Genomic DNA, 24,371 nt, shown 5'->3' on the forward strand with positions numbered 1-24,371 from the left:
GCAATTCGTTAACGCTAAAATCCACTGTCGCGATACCGCCGCAATACCGACGCGATACAGACGTTCCATTTTGACAAGTGTTAACGCCCATCCCCGATCCGCTGACCATCCGCGTCAAAGAAATGACAGGCCGCCTCCGGGAAGCACAGCCCCACCTGATCACCAACCCCGTGAGGCACGTCGCCGCCGGTGACACGCACCACCAGTTTGTCCTCCTGCCCCACGTCCAAAATCAAAAACGTATCCGCGCCAAGGTACTCAACAACCTCAATTGTGCCCTCACATTGACCCGCGCCAGTGGCGCAGACTTCGATATGTTCAGGGCGCACGCCAATCTTGGCCGCAGCACCGGTTTTGCCAAATGGCCCAGCACCGCCAATCGCCAGCCTATACTCAGGATCGCCCGCTGCTGCCTGACAGTCCAGAATGTTCATCTTGGGGCTGCCGATGAACTGCGCAACAAACAAATTCCCTGGCTTTTCATAGAGTTCGCGCGGCGTCCCGACCTGCGCAATGTGGCCAAATTCCAACACCACAATACGATCCGCCAGCGTCATGGCTTCGACCTGATCGTGGGTCACATAGATCATCGTGCGCTTCAGACTCTGATGCAGTTTCGCGATCTCTTAGCGCATTTCCACGCGCAGTGCGGCATCCAGATTGGAAAGAGGTTCATCAAACAGAAACGCCGTTGGATCCCGCACAATAGAGCGCCCAATGGCCACCCGCTGCCGCTGCCCACCGGACAGATCCTTGGGACGGCGCTCCAGATAGTCCGTCAGTTTCAGGATCTCTGCCGCCTGCCCCACCTGGCGTGCGATCTCATCCTTGCTAACACCCGCTACTTTCAGGGAAAATCCCATGTTCTCCGCCACAGTCAGATGCGGATATAGCGCATAGGATTGAAACACCATCGTCAACCCGCGCTTGCTTGGCGGATGATCCGTCACATCATTCCCGTCGATCTCAAGCGCGCCCCGGCTGATGTCTTCAAGACCACCAATCATGCGCAGTAACGTCGACTTACCGCAGCCGGAGGGGCCGACAAAAACCACGAATTCCCCGTCCTGAATGTCCAGATCGATCCCTTTGATGACCTGAATGTCACCAAACCACTTTTCAACCGCCTTTAGAGTGATACTGCCCATCAGACCCTCCCTGCCCATGCCAGCCAAACCGCTGCTGTCCACGTGAATGAACCACCACCTGCAGCGTCTCCGCTAAAGGGATCAAAATACTCGGCAAATCCATGCTCTGCGATCAGCGCTGCTGTTTTCTTGGCCAAGGTTTCCGCCTCTGCCACATGCCCCATGTCCTTCAGCCCCATGCCGATCAGCATGTTCACGATGGCCCAGGTGGGGCCACGCCAATACCGCCGCGCATCAAAGGTTTCCGCATCGGGATCATTGCTTGGTACCGGATAGGGCACCTGCGCCAAAATCTCTCGCAACCGCGCCAGCATCGCCGGGTTTTCAACTCCCGCAAACCAGCAAAGATAGGAGGCATTTGAAATGCAACCAGCCCACTCACCACTGTGGACATCCCGACTGTCAAATCCGCCAAGATCGGCGTTCCACAAAGTTGCAACGCCCGCTTCCAACCGCTTGATATCAGACGTAATCTGCGACACGTCCTGACCAAGCGCTTCGCCCACCGCGTGCAAATCTCTTGCCGCACGTAGAGTGGTAAATGTCATCGTCGGATCCGCCACCCGAAACGGGCTTTCCGCCAGCATCGCCGCCTGATCCCACTTCAATCGCCGCCCCAGCTGCACCAGCTTGATATAGCGGTCATAGTCAAATTTGGTTGGGCGATCCTCGCTATTCACATGGGTCGTATCCCGCCGAGTATATTCCCCCACATCAGAGGCATCCATGCGCGCCATGGTATTGTCCCAGTCAGGCGCATTATCCCGGCCAGTTTCCCAAGGGTGCGTTGTACAAACTGCGCCCATATGCAGACGCCAGCGCATGATCCAATTGTGCCAGGCGAGCATTTTGGGATAAAGCGCCGCCATGCGCGCCTGACCCATTTCGCGATCCTGCTCCCAAACCAGCCGCGCCATCGTCGCAGCAATCGGAGGCTGAATGATCCCGGATGACGGGATCGGCCCATTGCAGCCCCACACATCCGGCCCCGGAAAATAGCCCGGATCGTTTTTGTGAAACAGAATATGGGGCACCATGCCATCGGCCCATTGCCCCTGAAACAACGTCTCAAGCTCCACCCATGCACGTTCCAAATCAAACTGCGCAAATCCCAGCGCTGCAATCGCGCTGTCCCAGTTCCACTGGTATGGATAAAGCCCATCCGTTGGCACAGTGTACCCACCACGATCATTGGTGATCAGGATCTGTTGCGCTTGATCCATAAGAGAAATTTCGGAAGTCATCGTCTTATCCTTTGACAGACCCAGCCGTCAGGCCTTTGGTCATGAAGCGTTCAAGTCCCAAGAAAAGCACCATGATCGGCACCGTGGCGATCACCGCCCCGGCCATCAGGTGTTGTCTGGGAATTTCAGAAGAGTTGAGCATCGCTACCCCACGGGTGAGCGTGAATTTGGAAGGGTCATCCAGCAACATGAAGGCGAGCAGAAACTCGTTCCAGGCGATCATGAAGACATAAAGCGAGACCGACGCGAGCGCAGGCAGGCTGAGCGGCAGAGTGATTTTCCAGATCACCGCAAGGCGCGACAGCCCATCCATCAGACCAGCTTCCTCAACCTCGGTTGGCAACCCGCGGAAATACCCCTGCAACATATAGAGCGCGACCGGGATCGTGGTGACCGGATAAATCATCACAATCCCAAGGATCGAGTTGCGCAGCCCCGTCATCGAAAAGGCGATGTAGATCGGCAAGGCGAGAACGATCATCGGCACCATGTAGATCAGCAGGATCGATCGCGAGAACGCTTTCTGCCCTTTGAACCGGAACCGCGCAACCGCATAGGCCCCGGGCACGCTGAACGCCAAGGTAATCGCCACCGTCAGCGCCGAGACATAGAACGACGTCCAGAGATAGGTGCCAAAGTTGAAATCACGAAACAGCTCAACATAGCTGCGGAACAGCTCAGCACCCTTGCTTATCTCAATAGAGAAATCGAGCGGGTTCTGCAGCAGTGCTTGCTGTGATTTCAGGCTGGTCATCACCATCACGTAAAAAGGGATCAGCACAATCGCGGTGAAGAAGATATAGCCAAACCCCGTCAGAAACCGGATCACCGCAGCCTCGTACTCATGCCGTGTCAGCGTGCCAAACGGTGTGTCCTGCAAGATCGCGGCCATGGCCAAATGCATGCCCCCACCCAGCGCGATCATGGCCACCAAAACTGCCGAGGACGAAACGCCCTCACCGGTCACAACCGGCCCAACAGGTGACGCCATCGCAAGTGCCATAACCGCGCTGATCGCAAGCCTTGCCGGCGCATGCTGTGCTGGAAAGCGCACATAGATCAGCCCAGCGACAGCGCCCCATACCAGACAGAGCAACAGCTGCGGGCGGAACGCCGCCCCGGTGGCAAATGACATCGCCACCGCAACTGTTGTCGCCATAACAATCAGCCAAAGCGCCCCTAGCACGGGGCCAGTGATAAACCCTTTGCGCATTTAGAGGCCCTCCTCACGGCTGATGAATTTGAAGAAGAAGAAGGAAAAGCACAGCAAACACAGCAGGATCACCACCGCCACCGCCGCCCCCGCGCCAATGTTGGAAATCGCAAAGGCCTGTTCATAAACGTTCACCGTCAGGGTCCGCGTGCCCGCGTTGCCGCCCGTCAGCAGGAAAATGTCGTCGAACTTGTTGAACGTCCAAATGAACCGCAGCAGGAACAACACCGACAGGATGCCCAAGAGCTGTGGCAGGCTCAGCAACCAGAACTTCTGGAAGGGCGACGCGCCATCCATATCCGCCGCCTCATACATTGAGGAGTCGATGCTCTGCATGCGTGCAAGGATGAAGAGGAAGGACAGAGGAAAGTACCGCCAGATCTCAAACACCGTCACCATGATCAGTGCCAGCGGACGCTCGCCAAAGAAGTTGATTGCACTTTCTGTGACGCCCATCTGAATGAGCAACGCATTCGCCGAGCCTGAGAAAGGATCAAACAGCGTGACCCATGTAAATGCCACCGCAATCACCGGCGCCACATAGGGGAAGAGGTACAACCCTCTTATAAACCCCTGCCCCGTAAAGCTTTTGTTCAAAAGCAGCGCCGCAAACAGCCCCATGACAAGCGCGTCAATGGTGCCAAAGACGGTGTAAAACATCGTGACGCCAAAAACGGTCCAGAACTCACCACCATCAAACAGGCGCTTGTAGTTCTCCATCGACAGCGCCGGGCTGGTCAGCACGCTTTTGCCTGCGCCGGTCATCGTGGGTTCACTGTCTTCAACCGCCGCTTCCAGCGCATCTTCGTCCAGATTGGAGGTGATGGGCAAACGCAACCGCTCCCGCTCCCCACCTTCCATATCGCCAAAATCACAGAACAGGTCACGCCCCGTAAGCGTGCACACCTCTGGAAGATCTCCAATGATCTCAACGCCTTCAGGCACGTGGTCGCGCAGGGTTACACCCTTTATGGCTTCCTCTTGAGAAGAGTTGCGCACGCGGTACTCCACGCGCATCTCGTCGCCACTGCCACGCAAGCTTTCGCGCACAATTGGCCCAGGCGGGCGCAGATCAGACAGCGCAAAGGGTTTGAAGCTGATCCAAATGACAGCCAGCAGGGGCAGCACCACGACCAAAGCCACACTGATCAGCGTCGGGGCCAGTAAGCCCCAAGCCAGCCGTGCCTCGCGTTTGGCCAATGCGCCCGTGCCCGTTGGCGGAAGTGCCGTAGACATGGGGAACCTCTAAAGAAAAGAGCGCAAACGGCCTGCCCGCAGATGCGCAGGCCGCTGCAAAATGTCTGTGGTTATTGAACCTTAGACAGTTCGTCGTTCATCGCGGCCACCGCAGCAGCAGCGTCGATTTCGTCATCGACATACTGGCGTACGATGCGGTTGATCGCCTGACTATTGATGATCTTGGACGCCAGCGACAGCTGACCTTCCGCGACACCCCAACGCTGCGCCACATCAAGGCCGCCAACGATTTCGTCGATCATCGCCTGATCATAGAGCTCACCCAGCGGTGCCTTACGATCCACACCAACCGGCAGTTTGGACCATGCTTCGCTGAAAGCTGTTGGGTTGTCCGCCGTACCGCGACGCACCGGGAACTTGCCTTCTGGCGCAATCGACAGTGTCTGCGTATAGCCGTCATCCATTGCAAACTTCACAAAATCCATCGCCGCATCGGTATCTGCATCCGACGTAATACCGAAATAGCGCACATCACCCCAAGCGGCTCCATCAGGGTTGGACGGGCCAGAGAAGTTGGTCACAATTCCAGTCATCCCCGCCAGTTTGTTGGAAGTTGGATCGTCGGTGATGGTGGGTGGCGCGCTGTCACGCAGACCGGCCAGCTCATCCAGAATGAAGGGCGACCAGATGATCATCGCAGCCTTGCCCGCGAAATAGAGTTCGCGAGACTGCTTCCAATACAATTCCCCCGGAGGCGACGCTTTGGAAATCGCTTTGTAGAAATCCAGAACCTCAGTGGTCTTGGCTTCATCCAGCGGCTGGAAACCATCCGCACCCACAGGGCTCACCCCATTGGCCAGAAACACATGCTCCAAAACCTGGCTCATGAAGTTTTCATCCACCTTGGTTGCGGCCACAAAACCATACATCTCTGGCGGATTGTGCAGCTTCTCCAACGCCGCCAAAACAGTCGCATAGCTGCTTGGCGCAACGAGGCCCGCCGCATCAAACAGGTCTTTGCGGTAAACCACCATCTGGGTCCAGCCGTCCACCGGAACCGAGGCGGTTTCGCCGTTGAAATCTGCCATGGCCACCGCACCCGGTGCAAAGGTGCCCACGCCCAGATCTTCGACCACCTCGGAGGCGGCTTCTGTATCCAGAATGCCTGCTTCTGCCCAAGGCAGAGCGTATTGCAGCGTGTGATAAATCACATCCGGCAAATCGCCCGCGGCAAAGGCTGCGGTCGCGCGCGTACCCAAATCGCTTTCGCTCACAGGGATCACCTCAACCGTGGTCCCAGTCGCGGATTTGAATTGCTCCGCCATGTCCTGCTGTTTTGCAAGCCGCTCGGGTTGCTCCTCGGTGGTCCAGAAACGGATCGTATCCGCTTGCACAGACATTGCCGTCAAAGCCAGCGCCAGTGACGTGCTCATCAGCAGCTTTGCATTAAAGTGACGTGACATGATTGTCCTCCCGTATCGTTGATCACGTATTATTGGTCTTTGTATTTTCGATCTTTTCTGCGAGCTGCACCGACGTCAGCGCGGGTGGCCCGTCAGACTGTCGCTCCACAAGAATGGCATCAGAAACCTCGCGCAGCGTTTCAGGCGCCTCGCCACGGATCTGGCGGATCAATAGCTCCGCCAATCGCGCGCCCGCGCGGCGCGTATCGACCTGATACGTGGTCAGTCCGGGGCGAACATATTCCGCCTCCGGCACCCCGTCGTATCCGATGACCGACACATCCTTTCCGACAAGAAGCCCCAGATCGTTCAGAGCGTCATAACCACCCAACGCGGCCATGTCGGTGGCAAAAACCACTCCGGTTGGCGGGTGCTTAAGCTGCATCAGGGCACGCACCTCTCGCGCCCCTTCTTCACGTGTCCGCGCCCCTTCGCGCAGCAAACTCGCATCATAGGGCAACCCGCTGGCCACAAGGCCGGCCTTAAACCCTTCGCGGCGCAGATGTGTGTAGTTAAAATTCGCCGTACTGCCGACATAGCCAATCCGCTCATGGCCCAAACCAGCCAGCCGCGTCACGGCACTGCACATCGCCGCTTCACCAAGAATATCATACCAAGAGCCTTTTTGCTTGGCTGTTGGCACGCCGTGCTCCGTGCGCCCAAACAACACATGTGGCACCCCGCGGGCGCGCAGCAGCGCAACCCGCGCATCCCGCACCTCGGTTCTGGGCAAGATAAACCCATCCGCTTTGCGCTCATCAATCAAGCGACCCAGAACATCCCGCATGTCAGCATCAGACGTCGCGGTCGAAACAGTCAGGGTCCAACCGAAACCGCTCGCGGTTTCGCACGCTCCCATCAGAAACTCCTGCAAAAACGGATTGTGCCGATCTGGCTCATCCATTTGCAGCACAAGCGCCAAGGCCCGGACGCGCCCCGTGCGGATCGCCTGCGCGTGGCTCAGCGGCTGATAGCCCAGCTTTTGGGCTGTGCTCGCCACACGTTTGCGGGTGCTTTCAGAGATGTCAGCATACCCATTCATCGCGCGCGACACGGTGCTCTTGGACATGCCCAAATGTGCCGCCAGATCATTGATCGTCACCCGCCGCGCGGTGCGCACCTCTGGTGCTGGTGGGGCAGTTTCTGAAGGGTTTCGAATCGCTGACATGCTTTAACTATTTTTTCCGAAACCGGTTTCGGCAAGAAGTATCGCGGCCTCACGTTGTGCACGACGCATAAGATTTAGACGCAAACACCTGCCGACATCCTGTTTTACAGGCACTGTTCAAACGCTGGAGGTAGGCAAGATCTCATTGCCGTTACGCCAAAGCGCTTGCCTTCAGATCTTTCAGGCGTAGCGTATCCCGAAACACATTTCGCGCGATCGGACACACAACATGCCAACCAAAAATCATCCATTCACATCAATCGCATGTGTCGGCGAAGTGATGATCGAATTGGCTATGGAGGGGGCAGACCACGCGCATGTGGGGGTTGCAGGAGACACGTTCAACACAGCCTACTACCTGCGCACCCTGCTGTCAGAAACTGAGACGAAAATCTCCTATGTCACAGCGCTCGGGGACGATGCCTTCTCTGACCGCATTCGCGCAACCATCACATCACATGGCATCAATGCGGACTGCATCGAAACACGCACCGGCCAGATGCCAGGGCTGTACGCCATCCAAACCGACCCCGCAGGCGAGCGCAGCTTCAGCTACTGGCGATCTGCCTCAGCTGCGCGCACGCTTTTTGCCGAGCCGTGCCACGTGCCGCTCTCAACGCTCCAGAATTTCGACATGATATTCTTGAGCGGGATCAGCATGGCGATCCTGCCACCAGACACCCGCACGCACATCCTAAATTGGATCGACAATTACCGCGCAAATGGCGGGGTTGTGGCCTATGACAGCAATCATCGTGCACGCCTCTGGGAAAGCGCGGCTGCGGCACGGCACGTCAACTCGGAAATGTGGAAACGCACAGACATCGCCCTACCGTCATTGGACGATGAAATGGAGCTGTTTGCGGATGTCACTGAAGACGCGGTGATCAAACGCATGCGTGACTACGGCGTGACATCTGGCGCCCTCAAACGTGGGACGCAGGGGCCTTGTGACATTCTCAGCGGAGCGCTATGCGCGCAGTCCGCACCGGCTGTTACAATGATTGATAGCACCGCGGCAGGGGATAGTTTCAACGCCGGTTATCTTGCCGCGATTTGCAAAGGTGAAACCCATCAGGACGCGATGGAGCTTGGCCACAAGATCGCCGCGCACGTGGTCACGCAACCCGGCGCCATAGTCGATATAGCGCCCAAAATAGCCTAGACAGATGGCCCATTTGGGCACATGAAAGGGGCCCGAAACAGGCCCCTTCCGTACTTAAATCAGCGATCAAAACTTAGCGGTCAGGAAGACGCTCGCGTTGCGACCTGCGCCCTCAATCTGGCCAAGTGATTGATAGGACTTATCAAACAAGTTGCCCAGCTCTACAGACATGCTGACATTGTCCGTCAGATCAACGGTTCCGCGCAGGTTAAGCGTTGCCCAGCCAGCGGTTTCATTGGCAACAGCCCCGCTCGAGTTGCGCTGTGTTGCAGATGTTTCACCGCGCACAAAGGCATCCCAGGTGCCGCCAACGCTGGACAGGTTCCAATCGCCCCGTACACCCAGATCACCAGCCCAGTTTGGCGTACCTGAGTCCTTGGTGGAATAGCCATTGGCAAATGTGAACTCACGCGACACATACGCCAGGTTTGCATAGGGGCGGATGCCATTTGCCCAACCCGGGTCAAACTCTGCAGCAAGTTCAAAACCATAACTGCGTGCTTTGTTGACGTTCTGATAAACCGAAGTCCGAGGCGCGACATTGATCGAGGTGATGTAGTCGTTGGAGTCGGTATAGAAAAGTGCCGCATCCAACACGAGATTGCCGCGATCAATACGGGCCCCAATTTCATAGTTGGTGGCTGTTTCTGGTTTCAGGTCAGGGTTACCGATCACGGTGCCACCAGCGCCAACTGATGTCAGGAACAACTGGCTCAGTGAGGGGTATGTGTAACCCTGAGAGATGTTCGCACGCACAACAGCGCTGTCTGAGAGTTCATGAACAAGCCCGATAGAACCAAGCAGACGATCATCAGAGTTGGAGCGTTGCCCCTGATCGACCCCATTGACCAAATACTGGTCCAGTGTGCTGTCCACGTTGTAGTAGCGCAAACCAAACGTACCGGTGGTCGCATCAGAGAATGACACTTCATGCTGAGCAAACAACGAATATGTCTCAATAGTTGCGTCAGAATAGCGCGTGGTGGTGGTTGGAGGGCCAAAAGTGGACGTCGATGACTTATCCGAAACCATCGAATCGTTTTCATACTCCAACCCAACAACGGTCCGGTGGCCTTCTGCAAATTCCAGATTTGCAGTTGCTCTGAACCCTGACGTCTTCTGCTCGTCATCAGATGTGGACACACTGCCGACACCTGGCGCAACAGTGAGCTGACTCCGGAACAAACGATCAATGGTCTGCGTGTAGGCATCCACCTTCAGCATCGACATCCAAGGCGTTAGGTTCTCACCTTCATAAAATGCGCTATATTTGCGCAGATCACGCTCTGGCAAATCAATCGCAAACGCGGGGGTTCCGGTATAAACATCCGCCGCCAGATCAAAGTCCTGCGCCCGCACGCCAACATAGTGATTTCCGAAACGATAGCCCGCGAAGGCATTGATTTCGCGATCTTCGCCACCTGATGGAACCAACGGGCCATTCGGTGTCACACGGTCATTCAGATCCGACTTTGACAGGCCGACACGATAGTCAAAGTTGCCAACTGTGCCTGCGATGCTGGTCGCGGCACGATAGCCTTCGTTTTCGCCCAGATACCCGCCAGACAGGGTCACTTCCACAGGTTTGTCGGCGCCACGCTTGGTGATGATATTGACCACACCGCCGATGGCCCGGTTGCCCGACACAACAGACGACGGGCCACGCACCACTTCGATGCGCTCAATCTCGGTTGGCGCGATCAGCACCGGCGTGCCGTATGTGGTGTGGTCAGAAATGCGCTGCCCATCAATCAGAATGGCGACGCGCTGAGACGCTTCGCCACGAATGCTGATGCGCTCAATCCCGGATTCGGTCACGCGCACACCCGGCACGCCTTTCAACAGGCTCGCAACCGATTTGGGTGGGATCTTCTTGATATCTTCTTCGTCAATGACAGTCACAGACGCAGGGCTGTCAAACACTTCGGTGGGCAGGCCGGTGCCTGTCACCGTGATGGTGCCCAGTTCGAAATCCTCAGCGCTCTGTGCAGAGGCTGCACCTGCCAAAACGATGCTCAGAAGCGCACCGGACGTTTTCCCCAACGCAAAAACAGAGTTTTTCACGCAAATAGTCCCTTCTAACAAGGCGACGCCCAAACGCCGCAAGCGCCGATCCTATGAACGGCGCGTGAGTGGTTTAGCCTGGCATTTTGCTGGGTATGGTAGAGTCGACCGGGCTTTCCTGCGAAAGCATCGGCGTTCGCCCTCCGCCTAAAAGACGGCGCCCAAAAGAACCATTCTAAAATTGTCAGAAAATAAGCGCTGCGACTCTTATGACACGTTTTCTAAGTGCCAAGCACGTGCACGCCACCTAACGCTCGCCCAAAAAGAGAAAGCCCCGGCGACACAGCACCGGGGCAAACAAACCGCAATTGCGAACGGGCTTTAGACGGTGCCCCCCAGGCTGTCTTCCAGCGTCACAAGCTCCTGACCACCAGCCATCATATCCTGAAGTTCATCCGGCGTGATTTGCCCGCGCTGTGATGTCCCAAGGGTCTGCCCACGATTGAGCACGGTAAATCGATCTCCAACGGCCATCGCATGACGCACATTGTGCGTGATAAAAACAACCGCGACCCCTTGCTTGCGTACCTTGTCGATCGTCGCCAAAACATTCGCCGTTTGACGCACCCCAAGCGCGGAAGTCGGCTCATCAAGGATCAAGACCTTTGCGCCAAAATGCACAGCGCGCGCAATCGCCACGGTCTGACGCTCCCCACCAGACAGAGTGCCAACCGCCTGATCCGGGCCGCGCAGGTTGATGCCCATCTTGCGCATCTCTTCCATGGTCACCTGATTGGCATAGTCATGGTCAAAGAACTTCATCGGGCCGATTTTCTTGATGGGTTCATTGCCCATGAAGAAATTGCGGCTTACCGACATCAACGGAATCATCGCAAGATGCTGGTGCACCGTTGCGATGCCTGCAGCGATCGCATCCCGCGGATCGGCAAAAAACATCTCTTTGCCTTCAAACAGGATCTCGCCCTTGGTGGGTTTGTGCACACCCGACATCGTCTTGATGAACGTGGACTTGCCTGCGCCATTGTCACCAAGCAGACAGTGACATTCGCCGGGAAAGACATCGACAGACACACCCGCAAGTGCGATCACCCGCCCGAAGTGTTTCGCGATATCGTTCATTTGAATGATGGGGGCTTTTTCCGGGTTCATATCAATGCTCCCCCGTAATGATGCGACGAATATAGGTATTCAGGATCACGGCACCCAGCAGGATCACCCCAAGGAACACGCGGAACAACGAGCTTTCTACGCCAGCAAAAAACAGCCCCTGTTGTACGACCCCGAAAATCAGCGCGCCCAGCGCCGCGCCAATAACCGACCCATAGCCCCCCGTCAGCAAAGCCCCGCCAATCACAACAGCAATGATGGCTTCAAACTCCTTCAGCAATCCGCGATCAGACCCGGCACTGCCAAATTCCATCACCTGACACGTGGCAAACACCGTCGCGCAAAAGGCGGTGAACATGAACATCAGAATTTTGACCTTGTTCACCGGGACACCGGAGTTGCGCGCCGCTTCCGCATCGCCTCCTGCGGCGAATATCCAGTTGCCAAAGCGGGTCTTTGTCAGGATCACATGCCCAATGATCACCAAGACCAACGCCCAAACAATCAGCATTGGCAGCCCGTCCACCACCGGCTGACCCTTGCGTGTGCCCCGCTCAAACACCGCGATAATGCCCGCGTCACCCATCCACTGGAACGCACCGGTGAAGATCTTTCCGCCAAAGGCAGCCGCCAGCCAATCGCCTTCAGCCACTTCACTCACACCGCCAATGATGGTTTTGCGCTCGATGGTCTGGGGCAAATAAATCGCAAAGCCGCGCAGGATGAACAGAAACGCCAGCGTCACGATAAAGCTCGGCAGCCCCGTGCGCACGACGATGAACCCATTGAGCGCCCCAATGGAAACAGCAATTACAAACGTCAGAATGATCGCCATCCACACAGGCCAGCCAAGCGTGACACTGAAAATCGCGATCAGCATCCCGGCAAAGCCGATCATAGAGCCAACGGAAAGGTCAAACTCCCCAGCAATCATGAGCAGGCAAGCGCCAACAGCGATGATCATGAACTGCGCCGAGATCTGGCTCCAATTCATAATGCCCTGACTGTTGAACATGCCGCTGTCAAACGCGAACAAAAGGAAAAAGGTGAACACGGCAACGGTGCCGACGATCCCGCCCAGCTCTGGACGGATCAGCGCCTTCCGGAAACGCGAAATTTCCTTGATGCGCTCGTCAGCATTGGCCGTGGGTTGCGTCGCGTTGGACATGCGACATCTCCCATCTGCTAAAGATTTGGATTGGATTTTGTAGAGAGGGCGGAGGGCGCCGAACCAAAAGGCGCCCCTCGCCAGACGTCGATATCAACCGTATGGCTTAGCGATACTCGCCCGCAAAGGCTTCGACTTTTTCAAGACCGTCAGCTGTCACAAAGCCAGGCCCGGAGTTGATGTTGTTGCCCGGCAGGACGCCAAAGCGGTGGTAGTTGGTCAACACAACAACCGGCAGATACGCCTGCAAGAAGGGCTGCTGATCAATGCCCCAATTGATGACGCCCGCCTTGATGCCTTTCACAATCTCTTCGCCAAGATCGAAAGTACCAAAGTAAATATCGCCGGCCATACCATTCTCATCCAACGCCAAAAGGGTTGGATCCGCAGATGTCGGGCCAAGTGTCAGCACCGCATCGGTGTCTGGGTTGGAGTTCAGATAGGCCAGCACACGGTTTTTGATCTCGGCAGGGTCCTGCCCGCTGTCAATCATCTGATCGCCCAGTTCGACCCCCAGACCATCGGCAAACCCCTGACAGCGCTCGGTAGAAGACGGAGACGAAATATAGTGGTTCACACAGAGGAAGCTGCCCACGCCATCGCCCTTGGCGCGCAGACCAGCGGCGTAACCCGCGTCATACTCTGGCTGCCCAACATACATCAGCGCACCAACTTCACGAGCCTGATCAGGCGTACCGGAATTCATGATGATCACGTCAACGCCACTGTCCACAGCCGCACGGATCGGGCCAGACAACACATCGTAGTCGCTCAGCGTGGTGATGATCCCATTGGGGGCAGACGCCGCCGCTTGCTCAATGATGCGCGCCATATCCGCCAAATCGCCGGTGGGCGGATTGCGGTATTCAACGTCAACGCCCATCTGGTCTCCCGCAAGGGCAATGCCGTTCTTGATGGTGTTCCACCAGCTGTCACTGTCCGGCGCATGGCTTACGAGAATGTACTTTTCCCCTTCTGCCGCCGCCGTATTGGCCAGAGCAAATGGCGCTGCAACAACCGCCGCAGCCAAAGCCAGCTTCTTACTAAATGAAGTCATGTTTTCCTCCCAATATCACGTCTTCATGGCACGCAGGCGGCTCCTCCCCGCCTTCTCCAAGTAAAGTTTAAGCACAGGCCAATTCATTTTGCAACCGGTTGCAATTTTTGATCGACCATTTCATGCTGCACGCATGCAAAAATCAGAGTAGACACCCCAAAACATCAAACCGGGACGCACAGACATGGCCGTGACACTGAAAGAGGTTGCTGAACGCGCGGGGGTATCCCGATCAGCAGTGTCGCGCACATTCACCGACGGGGCCTCTGTCTCTGACAAGATGCGGCGCAAAGTGGAAAAGGCCGCGCGGGAACTCGGGTACAGTCCAAACGCGCTGGCCTCCTCTCTCACCACGGGGCGCACCAAACTTATCGGTCTGGTATCCAACAACTTTCACAACCCGATCTTTCTGCAAGTGTTTGATCTCTTCACACGTGGCCTACAGGAGCGCGGCTTGCGCCCACTGTTGGTCAACCTCACTGACGAGATAGACCCAGAAAACTCTGTGCGCATGTTGCGACAATATTCCGTGGATGGCGTCGTCGTTGCCTCTTCCACCCTGCCACCCGGTTTTGCCAAGGCATTCCGGGATGCTGGCGTGCCTGTCGTGCACTCCTTTGGTCGCGCAACCTCCACCCCGCAAGTGCATGTGGTGGGGGTCGACAACGCAGAATGCGGGCGCATGGCCGCGCGCGAACTGGTCAGACGCGGCTATCAACACATTGGTTTTATGGGCGGACCGGAAAACGCGACCTCGACGCAAGATCGCTTTGCCGGGTTCATGTCTGAAATGGCAGCGCACCCAGAGATCAAGGTCAGCCACTCCTACGCAGATCAATATTCCTTTTATGCCGGACGCTGTGAAATGCTGCGTCTCCTGAAAAAGCCGCACGCTGAAGCGTTCTTCTGCGGGGATGACGTGCTGTCCATCGGCGCGCTTTCCGCAATCAGTGACAGCGGGCTGTCCTGCCCTGACGATGTTGGCCTGATCGGCCTAAACGATATGGAAATGGCGCGGTGGGAAAACATCAACCTCACCACCATTCACCAACCCATTCGTCAGATTGTGACCTCTTCCATAGAGTTGATGGTGGCGATGCTGGATGAACCGCAGCGTTATCCAGAAACGCGGATCTTCCCCTGCTCGGTGGTGGAGCGCGGCACATTGCGCCGCCCCCAAATCCTTCATTCTAAATGTGAACTGGGCTCTCGCTAAACCTTCATTATCAGCCGCTTATCTAAACATCGGCGGTCGCGCATCCAGCCATGCGCCGCCGTCTTTGGCAGAGGCCACAGCTGTATACACCGCCGCCATGGAGCGCACCCCAGCCGCAGCATCAGGCAACCCATCACGCGCTTCGCCCGCAATCGCATCCGCCAAATCACAATAGATATTGGCCACCGCGAGCGGGAAACCTTCTGGATGGGCAATCGCCACGCGACTGAGCCGTTGCGCATCCTCGCAAAGCCCGGCTTCGCCTTTTTCGATCACCTGTGTGCGCCCACCCACTGGCGTGTAAATCAGCTGGTTTGGCTGTTCTGAAGCCCAGCGCAAACCACCCGTTTCCCCAAAGACTTGGATGTCAAAACCATGCTGGCGCCCAATGGCAACAGATGAGGTCCAGAGCCGGCCCACCGTGCCACCCATCATACGGAAATTGACCATAGCGTCATCTTCCAACTCTCTGCTGGAAATGGTCGAAGCAAAATCAGCTGACAGCCGCTCCACTTCATCATCCGCAATGAAGCTCGCCATATGCAAAGCATGAATCCCGCAATCCGCAAACTGCCCAGACACACCAGCCATCGCTGGATCATAGCGCCAGCGCACCCGAGGATTGTCCGCATCCGTGGCATCGCCATGATGACCGTGGCTGAAGTTCGCCACCACCAGTCGCACCTTGCCGATCTCCCCCGCCCGCACCATCGCGCGGGCTTGGCGCACCATCGGATATGCCGAATAGCAATAGTTCACCGCGCAGATCTTGCCGGAGGCCTTGGCGATTTTGACAATCTCTTCGCCTTCTTCAACGGTCATGGTCATCGGCTTTTCGCACAGCACGTTAAACCCGGCTTCAAGAAAAGATTTGGTGATCTCAAAATGCGTGGCGTTTGGGGTCGCGACCGTCACCAAATCTATGCGGTCATCCCTGCCCCTTTCACCAGCCAACATTTCCGTCCAGTCACCATAAGCGCGGTCCGCTGCAATACCAAGCCGCTGCGCATACGCCCGCCCGACGTCGGGCCGATGGTCCAATGCCCCAGCCGCAAATTCAAAGCGCCCATCCGCGAGCGCACCCAACCTATGAGCTGGCCCAATCTGGCTGCCTTCGCCACCACCAATCATACCCCATTTGAACGTTGTCATGAGCCTGTCTCCTCCTCATGAAGCCACCGAAGATGCGCCGGAAGTAGACCGACGATGCACCTCCGCAATACTGTCGCGTTACCGACGTGATACAGATGCGATACCGACGCCGTTTTAGGTGAAACCGATGCGCTCCAAATAGGTTCGGTTTTTGCGTGCATCGCCAACCGGATCCGGATCCAACAGCGGGTCACAGTCCTGCTCAACCGTGCACCAGCCTTCAAACCCAGCGTCCACAAGCACCTGTCGCACGGCCGGGAAATCTACATCCCCATCCCCCAAGTTACAGAAAATCCCCTGCCCGCATGCATCATAAAACCCAGTGCGATTGGCAATCACCTTTGCCTTCACCTTGGGGTCTATGTCCTTGAAGTGCATATAAGAAATTCGGTCGATATGTGTCTTCATGAAAGCAACCGGATCAAAGCCCGCGTAAGAATGGTGCCCGGTGTCAAAACAGATCTTCAACAGGCTTTCATCGACTTCACTCAGCAATCTTTCAAGCTCTGGCTCAAAGTCCATGAACCCAGCAGCATGTGCATGGATGCCAACCGTCAGACCATACTCTTCCACCCCAATCCGCGCCGACTCTGCGATGCGATCCCGAAACGCTGTCCATTCCGCCTTGTCCATCTGCTCAGCCTCACCCGCGCGCCCCGCCGTCGGTGCTCTGCGTGGTGAAATTGAATCAATTAAAACAAGATGTTGCGCACCATGCGCTTTCAGCGCTTTGGCTGTACGATGGGTGGCATCCAGCACATCCTCCCAGGCATGCGGGTCATGATAGGCCCGGAAAACCACACCGCCAATCAGCTCCAAATCATGCTCCGCCAATGCATCCGAAAGCAGTGACGGATCTTCTGGCATAAAACCTACCGGGCCCAGTTCGATCCCTTTGTAGCCCGCCTCAGCGCATTGCTTTAAAACAGTTTTCCAGCTTGGATTACGGTCATCTTCCGCAAACTCGACACCCCAGGAACAGGGCGCATTGCCAATTCTCATCGTCATCTTGCTCTCACTCCGAAAATTCAGAAGCTGTTGATATCTTGCCAGCTTTTGGCGGCATCAGATGCCAAAGCTGCCGCAATCACACGGTTTACTTCATGCCCATCACGGAAGGTTGGCCATTGGGCGCTCCCCGACTCAATCGCGCGCAGGAAATCCCGCGCCTCAATAATAATCTGGTCCTGATAACCCGTCCCATGACCCGGCCCCTGACAGAACGCTTCATAGTCCGGATGCGCCGGCCCCGTGAGCACCTTCACAAACCCGCGCGTCGCCTCCGGCCCCTCCATCCGATACAGCCACAGCGCATTTTGATCTTCCTGATCAAACCGGATTGCGCCTTTTGTTCCCGTAATTTCATAGGCATAGCCCATCTTGCGCCCGGTCGAGATCCGTGAGAAATACATGTGCCCCATCGCGCCGTTTTCGAAGCGACACATAAGCTGGGCGTGATCATCATTGGTCACGCGCCCACCGGGCCGCTCCGCGTGCACTGTCTCGACCTCTCCCATGACTTTCGCGATGGGCCCCATCAACGCCAAAGCCGCGTTGACCATATGTGGCGCCAAGTCCCCCATTGTGCCATTGGCCACCCCCGTGGTGCGCCACGTCGCTGGCGCGCTTGGGTCCGCATAAAAATCCTCAGTATGCTCCCCTCGAAACCACGTGATGTCCCCGATCGCACCTTCAGCAATCAGCTGGCGCGCAAATTGCGTCGCAGGGGTACGCACATAGTTAAAGCCGACCATGTTGACGATATCAGCCGCATCTGCAGCGGCCATCATCGCGGCGCTGTCGTCAATAGAGGCGCCGAGCGGTTTTTCACAAAAGACTGGTTTACCAAGGGAAAACGCCGCTTCAGCTATTTTCCGATGTGTCTCTTGCGGGGTCGCGATCACGATCGCCTCGACCCTTGGGTCCTCAACCAAGGTGCGCCAATCCGCCGTGCCGCGCGCAAACCCATAGGCGCAGCGATACCGCTCCGCGCTCTCAGCACTCGACGCACAGACCATCTCAAGTCGGGGACGCAAGGTTGTGTTAAACACGGCCCCCACAGCAGACATGGCAACAGCATGAGCTTTGCCCATGTAGCCGCCGCCACATATTCCAATACCAATCTCTGTCACCGCGCCCGCTCCGTGTCTGAAATTCAATTTGCAACCGGTTGCAAAACTTGTATCGTGGGAATCGAAAGCTCGCAAGCTGCATTCGAGGAAGGCCACCATTTCCTCGAAAATCTCCAAAAGGTTCGCGCCCCATGACGACAGAAAACTCCACGATCCGCCTCACGACTGCACAGGCCATCATTCGCTGGCTCTCCAATCAATTTATCGAGATTGACGGCCAGGAACTGCGTGTCTGTGGGGGCGGGTTTGGCATTTTTGGCCACGGCAATGTGACCTGCCTCGGAGAGGCCCTCAACACAATGCAGAAGGAGTTGCCGCTATACCGCGGGCAAAACGAACAAAGCATGGGGTTTGCCGCTGCAGCCTATGCCAAACAATGGCTGCGGCAGCGCTTTATGTTCTGCACAGCGTCCGCAGGTCCGGGCACAGCCAACCTGCTGACCGCCTCAGGTCTCACCCACGCCAACCGATTGCCCATGCTGATGTTATGTGGCGATACCTTCCTGACGCGCCTACCGGATCCGGTGCTCCAACAAATGGAGAACTTCAACGACCCGACCTTCGGCGTGAACGACGCATTCAAACCTGTGGTACGATACTGGGATCGCATCACCCACCCCGCGCAAGTGATTCAATCTCTGCCAAATGCGCTCGCCACCATGCTGGACCCGGCGGATTGCGGCCCCGCCTTTTTGGGTCTCCCGCAAGATGTTCAGGGCTGGGCCTATGACTTCCCCACGAAGTTTTTTGAGAAAAAACTGCATCGGATCCGGCGCCAGCCCCCTGATCGCGCAGAGCTTCAAGATGCCATCGCCGCACTTGCAAAGGCAGAGCGCCCGATGATCATTGCCGGTGGCGGGGTGCAATATTCGAAAGCCACCAAGGAACTGACAGACCTTGCAGAAAAACACCAGATCCCGGTCGTCGAAACCATCGCCGGGCGCGCCAATTTGCGCGCAGACCATCCGTTGAATTGCGGCCCAATCGGAGTCACCGGATCTGACAGCGCCAATGCGCTCGCAGCTAGGGCAGATGTGATCCTCGCGGTCGGCACCCGCCTGCAAGACTTCACAACCGGCAGCTGGACCGCCTTTGATGAAAACGCCCAGTTTGTGTCGGTCAACGCAGCGCGGCATGACGCTGGCAAACACATGGCCCTGCCTGTTGTGGGCGATGCCAAACTCTCGCTGCAGGCAATTGACGCTGCACTCAGCCTATCAACACCCAAAAGCTGGCTGGATTTCGCGCATTCAGAACGCAGCAAATGGGAGACATATGTCGCAAGCAACGTCGCGCATGGCAATCGACCAAACTCCTACGCGCAGGCGATTGGCGTGGTGAATGCGCTCTGCGATCCACGCGACCGCATCGTGGCCGCGGCAGGTGGTCTTCCAGCCGAAGTCACCGCCAATTGGCGCACACTGGATATCGGCACCGTCGATGTGGAATTTGGCTTTTCCTGCATGGGCTATGAAATCGCCGGTGCCTGGGGCGCGCGCATCGCGCAGTCAGAACGCGAACCTGACAAAGACACAATCACCTTCTGCGGCGACGGTTCTTATCTATTGATGAACTCAGACATCTATTCGTCAGTGTTGAGCCGCAAAAAGATGATCGTTCTGGTGCTCGACAATGGCGGATTTGCCGTCATCAACAAGCTGCAGAACAACACCGGAAACGCCAGCTTCAACAATTTGCTGTCCGATTGCCCCACCATCCCAGAGCCGTTTGGCGTCGACTTCGCTGCACATGCGGCATCCATGGGGGCAACCTCTGAGAAAGTGTCAAACCCTGCAGAGTTTGGCGAAGCGTTCAAACGCGCAAAGGCCAGCGACAAGACCTATGTGATCGTGATGGATGTGGATGCCTATGACGGCTGGACAACAGAAGGCCACACATGGTGGGAAGTGGGCACGCCCCAAGTTTCAGACAGCGATAGCGTGCGCGCAAAGCACCGCGAAATCGAAGCAGAACGCGCCAAACAGCGCCGGGGGGTGTGATGCCAGATCTGATTGATGCCATCAAATCCCGCAAATTCGTGGTCTTTGGCCGTGCTGGCATGGATATGTTTGCCGATCCCATTGGCACAAAATCTGAGGTCGCAGAAACCTTTCGCGCAGATCTCGGCGGATCTTCAGCCAACATTTGTGCAGGGCTTGTCAAACTGGGCTGCGAGGCCGCGCTGGTGACCTCCGTTTCAGATGATGCTGTGGGACGATTCGCCCAAAATCGCCTGACACACTATGGCGTGGACACACAGTACCTGCGCGTGTTGGGGGGCGAATACCGCCTGTCTCTTGCGGTCTATGAAAGCTGCATCGACGACTTCCAAAATGTCATCTATCGCAATGGCGCAGTGGATTTTCAGGTCACAAACGAAGATGTGGACCGTGTGAACTACGGCGTATTTGGCGCGCTCATAACCGCAGGCACTGTTTTTGCCGCCGAGCCGTCCCGCAGCTCCACTTTCCGCGCCTTTGAAAACGCCCGCGCCACAAACATGCCGGTGATTTTTGACATCGACTACCGCCCTTACTCTTGGCCCTCCCCTGAAGTGGCGGCCGAGGTGCTCTCCCGCGCAGGCGAGGCCAGCGATCTGATTGTCGGCAACGATGAAGAGTTCGGCTTCATGGCTGGCGGCATCGAAAAGGGCCTTGATAAGGCCCGCGCGCTGGCGGCATCCGGCAAGCTGGTGATTTACAAAATGGGCCAGGACGGCGCGATCACACTCTCAGGCGACGAAGAGATCCGAACCGGAATTTTCCCGGTGACCGCGGTGAAACCCAACGGCGCGGGGGACAGCTTTATGGCGGGCCTGCTCGCGGGCATCGCCGATGGTCTGCCTTTGCGCGACGCGGTGCTGCGCGGGTCTGCCTGCGCCTCCATTGTCGTTTCTCAGCCGGGCTGCGCCCCGGCCATGCCCACATCGGTCGAGCTTGAGGCGTTTCTCGCCGCGCACGCTGGCCCCACCCATCCTTAAAGGAGAGGCCCATGCACATCGCGCCTTATGACAACAACAACAAACCCATCGTCGACGTCGACCACGATCTGGTGCCGCTGAACTATTTCAACATCATCAAATTGAAGCGGGGCGAGGTCTTTGAATACTCGGTGCCCGGATATGAAACCTGCGTCGTGCCCGCCACAGGCACGGTCCACGTGGATGTCGAGGGGGCCTCGTATGAAAACCTCGGCAACCGCACCATTGATGTTTGGGATGGTGATCCAGAAGGCGTCTATGTGCCCGTAGGTGCAAAAGTGCGCATCACTTGCGTGACCGAAGCCACAGAAACCTTCATCGCCGGAGCCAAATACGACAAGGTTCTGGAACCTTTTGATGTGCGCGTGCCAGAGTTGGATCTCGTACAATATGGGTCCGATGACACAAAGACTCATCGCAAAATCAAACACATCCTTGGCGCAAGCCACCATGACAAAGTTGGCCGCCTTTTGGTGAGCGAGTTGTTTACCGTGGGCGCTGGTGGCTGGTCCGGCTTCCCGAGCCACAAACATGATACCGATCGCACTGACGAAACCGGCGAGTTGATCGAAACCCGCCACGATGAAACCTATAATTTCCGCTTTAAGCCAAACTATGGCTCGGGCCTTCAGATGCTTCAGCGCGAAGACAACAAACCCGGCGACGCCTATCATATCATGGACAGCTCAACGATCCTGATCGACAAAGGCTATCACCCCTGCGCCGCCCTGCCGGGCTATGAAATGTACTATTTCACAATCCTCGGCGGTCTCAGCCAACGCAGTTTGAAGCAGTATTTTCAGCCCACACATGCGGAACAACTGCATACCATTCCTGGCATCATGGATATGGTGGCGAAGTTCAAATGAGTCTGGTGACGCTGTCTGATGTGCTGCAACCCGCGTTGAAACAGGGGCACGCTGTGGCCGGGCTTGTGACGCTTGGTTGGGAAGACATGCGCGCCTATGTTGCTGCGGCAGAGGCCGAAAATGTACCTGTAATCTTGCAGGCGGGCCCATCCTGTCGCGAACACACGCCGCTGCCTGTGCTTGGCAAAATGTTCACCCATCTCGCGGAACAGGCATCTGTGCCGGTCGTGGCGCATCTTGACCATGGCTACACCCATGATGAGTGTCGCATTGCCATTGAAAGCGGCTTTTCCTCAGTGATGTTTGACGGCTCGCGTATGCCGCTTTCCGAAAACATGACTGAAACCGCAGCCATCGCGGAAATGGCGCACGCGGCAGGCGTCTCCTGCGAAGGAGAAATCGGTTTCGTTGGCTATTCTGGCGGCGAAAATTCCGCCGGAACAGATCCCGAAGAAGCCGCCCAATTCGCCCGCGAAACAAATGTCGACGCGATGGCGATTTCAGTGGGCAACGTGCACTTGCAACAGGACAAAGAGGGTGGGCTGGATGAGCCGCGCATTCGCGCTATCGAAGCCCTCACCAATGTTCCGCTGGTGATCCATGGTGGATCTGGCGTGCCTGTGGCCCAGCGCACAGCCTTGGCGCAAGGCTCCAAAATCTGCAAATTCAACATTGGCACCGAATTGCGTATGGCTTTCGGCGCGGCCTTGCGTGATGCGGTCAATGCAGATCCGGAACGGTTTGATCGTGTGCAAATTCTCAAAGACACGCACGAGCCGCTGGTGGCCGCGACCCGCGCTGTTTTGCGATCCTTCAAAGGCAAGTCTTGATCCCAATCGCCCTGCGAACAGGACGTTCACTGCGTCATCTCCTTGCTCACCGCCACCAAAATCGCTTGCGGTCCTTAGCCTGCGCGGACTGCGCACAATGATCACTGTCTCGCACCCGATCTGGCGAAATTGTCGCCCCATCTCGCGTCTGATCGCGACCACCCCAAGATTCTTCACGCGTTGCAACACGCAGCGCACCTGAAACTATTCCCAACATATCGCGCACTCCTTACGATGTGATGCGCCCAATATGGCTGGACAAAGACGCGGAATGCGACTCACTATGATTTTCATATTGTTAGCTGAGGTTACATTATGGATTGGTCCTCGCTCCCATCACTGTCAGCTCTGCGCGCTTTTGAAGCCGCAGCAAGGCACCAGAGCCTCAGCCGCGCCGCGCGTGAGCTGAACGTCACCCATGCCGCCATTGCGCAACACGTGCGCCATCTGGAGGCTGACCTGTCTGAACAGCTTTTGTTTCGCGCAGGCCGGGGCGTTGCCGCAACTGAGGCTGGACAAAAGCTGGCCCAAAAGCTGGGCGAAGGCTTCGCTCTCATTGCAGAAGGAGTCGACGCTTTGCGTGAACAGTCTGCGACCCGCCCCCTTACGGTCAGTCTCACCCCCTCATTTGCAATGAACTGGTTGATGCCGCGTATGGGCGGCTTCTGGCAGACCCACCCAGATATCACTGTTAGCCTCACGCCAAGTGCAGCCTTGGTAGAGCTGCGCCACGACGGCTTTGACATGGCGATCCGCTTTGGCAACGGGGTGTGGCCGGGGCTTGAAAGCACCCCGCTCACAAGCGGGGAATTCTGGGTGGTGGCCGCGCCGAATTTCTTGGAAGGGCGCCACCCCACCTCCCTACCGGAGCTACAGCAGGATCCGTGGTTGCTCGACGCTCAGATGCTGGAGCTGCGCCGGGTGATCGAGGAAACCGGTTTCGATCTGAGTGCGGTGAACCTCAATGTTTTGGACAGTAACGAATTGATCATCTCCGCCACCCTCGCGGGCCTGGGCGTTTCCGTGCATCCCCGCTCTATTGTCGAACGCGATGTCACCGCCGGCACGCTCATCCATATCTGTTCTTTGCCGCGTGCAGACCTTGGCTACCACATCGTCACGCTGCCTGGGCGAGACAGCGCGAACCTTCGCAGCTTTCGCAAGTGGCTTTTGAAAGTCGCTTCAGAGCCTTCAGGTTGAGCACCCAAATATCTCAAACCATCTCCCTACATCGCGA

The 24,371-nt window shown here is 56.8% G+C and carries 19 protein-coding genes and 1 pseudogene; 7 read left to right on the forward strand and 13 right to left on the reverse strand.

Annotation, left to right across the window (positions count from 1 at the left end; translation table 11 throughout):
- Positions 1-80: 80 nt before the first annotated feature.
- The 6 genes and pseudogenes from PJL69_RS09535 to PJL69_RS09560 form a co-directional block, all read right to left on the reverse strand.
- Positions 81-1,148: pseudogene (locus PJL69_RS09535) on the reverse strand (ABC transporter ATP-binding protein).
- On the reverse strand, positions 1,148-2,392 hold the full coding sequence (locus tag PJL69_RS09540) for an MGH1-like glycoside hydrolase domain-containing protein (protein ID WP_271309457.1): 1,245 nt from the start codon (positions 2,390-2,392) through the stop codon (positions 1,148-1,150). Before PJL69_RS09540 ends, PJL69_RS09535 begins: the two are co-directional and overlap by 1 nt.
- Positions 2,393-2,396: 4 nt before the next feature.
- Positions 2,397-3,605 carry a carbohydrate ABC transporter permease gene (locus PJL69_RS09545; protein WP_271309458.1) on the reverse strand — a complete coding sequence of 403 codons (1,209 nt, stop codon included), beginning with the start codon at positions 3,603-3,605 and terminating at the stop codon, positions 2,397-2,399.
- On the reverse strand, positions 3,606-4,841 hold the full coding sequence (locus PJL69_RS09550) for a carbohydrate ABC transporter permease (RefSeq protein ID WP_271309459.1): 1,236 nt from the start codon (positions 4,839-4,841) through the stop codon (positions 3,606-3,608).
- A gap of 71 nt (positions 4,842-4,912) precedes the next feature.
- On the reverse strand, positions 4,913-6,265 hold the full coding sequence (locus PJL69_RS09555) for an ABC transporter substrate-binding protein (RefSeq protein ID WP_271309460.1): 1,353 nt from the start codon (positions 6,263-6,265) through the stop codon (positions 4,913-4,915).
- A 22-nt stretch (positions 6,266-6,287) separates the two neighbouring features.
- A complete protein-coding gene (locus PJL69_RS09560) occupies positions 6,288-7,433 on the reverse strand; it encodes a LacI family DNA-binding transcriptional regulator (RefSeq protein WP_271309461.1) in 1,146 nt (381 codons plus the stop codon).
- Between the two features lie 229 nt (positions 7,434-7,662).
- On the opposite strand from PJL69_RS09560, the gene PJL69_RS09565 reads away from it, so the two are divergent.
- Entirely contained in the window at positions 7,663-8,598 is a 936-nt protein-coding gene (locus PJL69_RS09565; RefSeq protein WP_271309462.1) for a sugar kinase, read from the forward strand.
- Between the two features lie 66 nt (positions 8,599-8,664).
- On the opposite strand, the gene PJL69_RS09570 is transcribed toward PJL69_RS09565, so the two are convergent.
- The 4 genes from PJL69_RS09570 to PJL69_RS09585 all read right to left on the reverse strand — a co-directional run bounded on the left by PJL69_RS09570 (position 8,665) and on the right by PJL69_RS09585 (position 13,955).
- Positions 8,665-10,662 (reverse strand): TonB-dependent receptor, encoded by a 1,998-nt coding sequence (locus PJL69_RS09570; protein WP_271309463.1) that lies wholly within the window; start codon positions 10,660-10,662, stop codon positions 8,665-8,667.
- Positions 10,663-10,983: 321 nt separating this feature from the next.
- Entirely contained in the window at positions 10,984-11,772 is a 789-nt protein-coding gene (locus tag PJL69_RS09575; protein WP_209098567.1) for an ATP-binding cassette domain-containing protein, read from the reverse strand.
- Between the two features lies 1 nt (position 11,773).
- A complete protein-coding gene (locus PJL69_RS09580) occupies positions 11,774-12,898 on the reverse strand; it encodes an ABC transporter permease (protein WP_271309464.1) in 1,125 nt (374 codons plus the stop codon).
- 106 nt (positions 12,899-13,004) lie between these two features.
- Complete coding sequence (locus PJL69_RS09585; protein WP_271309465.1) at positions 13,005-13,955, reverse strand: sugar ABC transporter substrate-binding protein; 951 nt, start codon at positions 13,953-13,955, stop codon at positions 13,005-13,007.
- 184 nt (positions 13,956-14,139) lie between these two features.
- On the opposite strand from PJL69_RS09585, the gene PJL69_RS09590 reads away from it, so the two are divergent.
- Positions 14,140-15,171: a LacI family DNA-binding transcriptional regulator gene (locus tag PJL69_RS09590; RefSeq protein ID WP_271309466.1), complete on the forward strand. Its 1,032-nt coding sequence runs from the start codon at positions 14,140-14,142 to the stop codon at positions 15,169-15,171.
- A gap of 18 nt (positions 15,172-15,189) precedes the next feature.
- Here the strand turns inward: PJL69_RS09590 and PJL69_RS09595 are convergent, their stop codons facing one another.
- From PJL69_RS09595 to PJL69_RS09605, 3 genes are all read right to left on the reverse strand, one after another.
- Complete coding sequence (locus PJL69_RS09595; protein ID WP_271309467.1) at positions 15,190-16,323, reverse strand: Gfo/Idh/MocA family protein; 1,134 nt, start codon at positions 16,321-16,323, stop codon at positions 15,190-15,192.
- A gap of 114 nt (positions 16,324-16,437) precedes the next feature.
- Entirely contained in the window at positions 16,438-17,331 is an 894-nt protein-coding gene (locus tag PJL69_RS09600) for a sugar phosphate isomerase/epimerase family protein (protein WP_271309468.1), read from the reverse strand.
- Between the two features lie 20 nt (positions 17,332-17,351).
- Positions 17,352-18,455, reverse strand: coding sequence for a Gfo/Idh/MocA family protein (locus PJL69_RS09605; protein ID WP_271309469.1), 1,104 nt, complete (start codon positions 18,453-18,455; stop codon positions 17,352-17,354).
- Between the two features lie 131 nt (positions 18,456-18,586).
- On the opposite strand from PJL69_RS09605, the gene iolD reads away from it, so the two are divergent.
- From iolD to PJL69_RS09630, 5 genes are all read left to right on the forward strand, one after another.
- The gene (iolD, locus tag PJL69_RS09610; protein WP_271309470.1) at positions 18,587-20,455 is read left to right on the forward strand and encodes a 3D-(3,5/4)-trihydroxycyclohexane-1,2-dione acylhydrolase (decyclizing); all 1,869 of its coding nucleotides are present in this window, start codon (positions 18,587-18,589) and stop codon (positions 20,453-20,455) included.
- Complete coding sequence (locus PJL69_RS09615) at positions 20,455-21,435, forward strand: PfkB family carbohydrate kinase (protein WP_271309471.1); 981 nt, start codon at positions 20,455-20,457, stop codon at positions 21,433-21,435. Before iolD ends, PJL69_RS09615 begins: the two co-directional genes overlap by 1 nt.
- Positions 21,436-21,446: 11 nt before the next feature.
- Entirely contained in the window at positions 21,447-22,304 is an 858-nt protein-coding gene (locus tag PJL69_RS09620; RefSeq protein ID WP_271309472.1) for a 5-deoxy-glucuronate isomerase, read from the forward strand.
- Positions 22,301-23,134 carry a class II fructose-bisphosphate aldolase gene (locus PJL69_RS09625; RefSeq protein ID WP_271309473.1) on the forward strand — a complete coding sequence of 278 codons (834 nt, stop codon included), beginning with the start codon at positions 22,301-22,303 and terminating at the stop codon, positions 23,132-23,134. The genes PJL69_RS09620 and PJL69_RS09625 overlap by 4 nt, the downstream gene beginning before the upstream one ends.
- Positions 23,135-23,449: 315 nt before the next feature.
- Positions 23,450-24,334 carry a LysR substrate-binding domain-containing protein gene (locus PJL69_RS09630; RefSeq protein WP_271309474.1) on the forward strand — a complete coding sequence of 295 codons (885 nt, stop codon included), beginning with the start codon at positions 23,450-23,452 and terminating at the stop codon, positions 24,332-24,334.
- Positions 24,335-24,371: the final 37 nt, after the last annotated feature.

It is taken from the genome of Shimia sp. MMG029 (assembly GCF_027947445.1).
GTDB lineage: Bacteria > Pseudomonadota > Alphaproteobacteria > Rhodobacterales > Rhodobacteraceae > Shimia.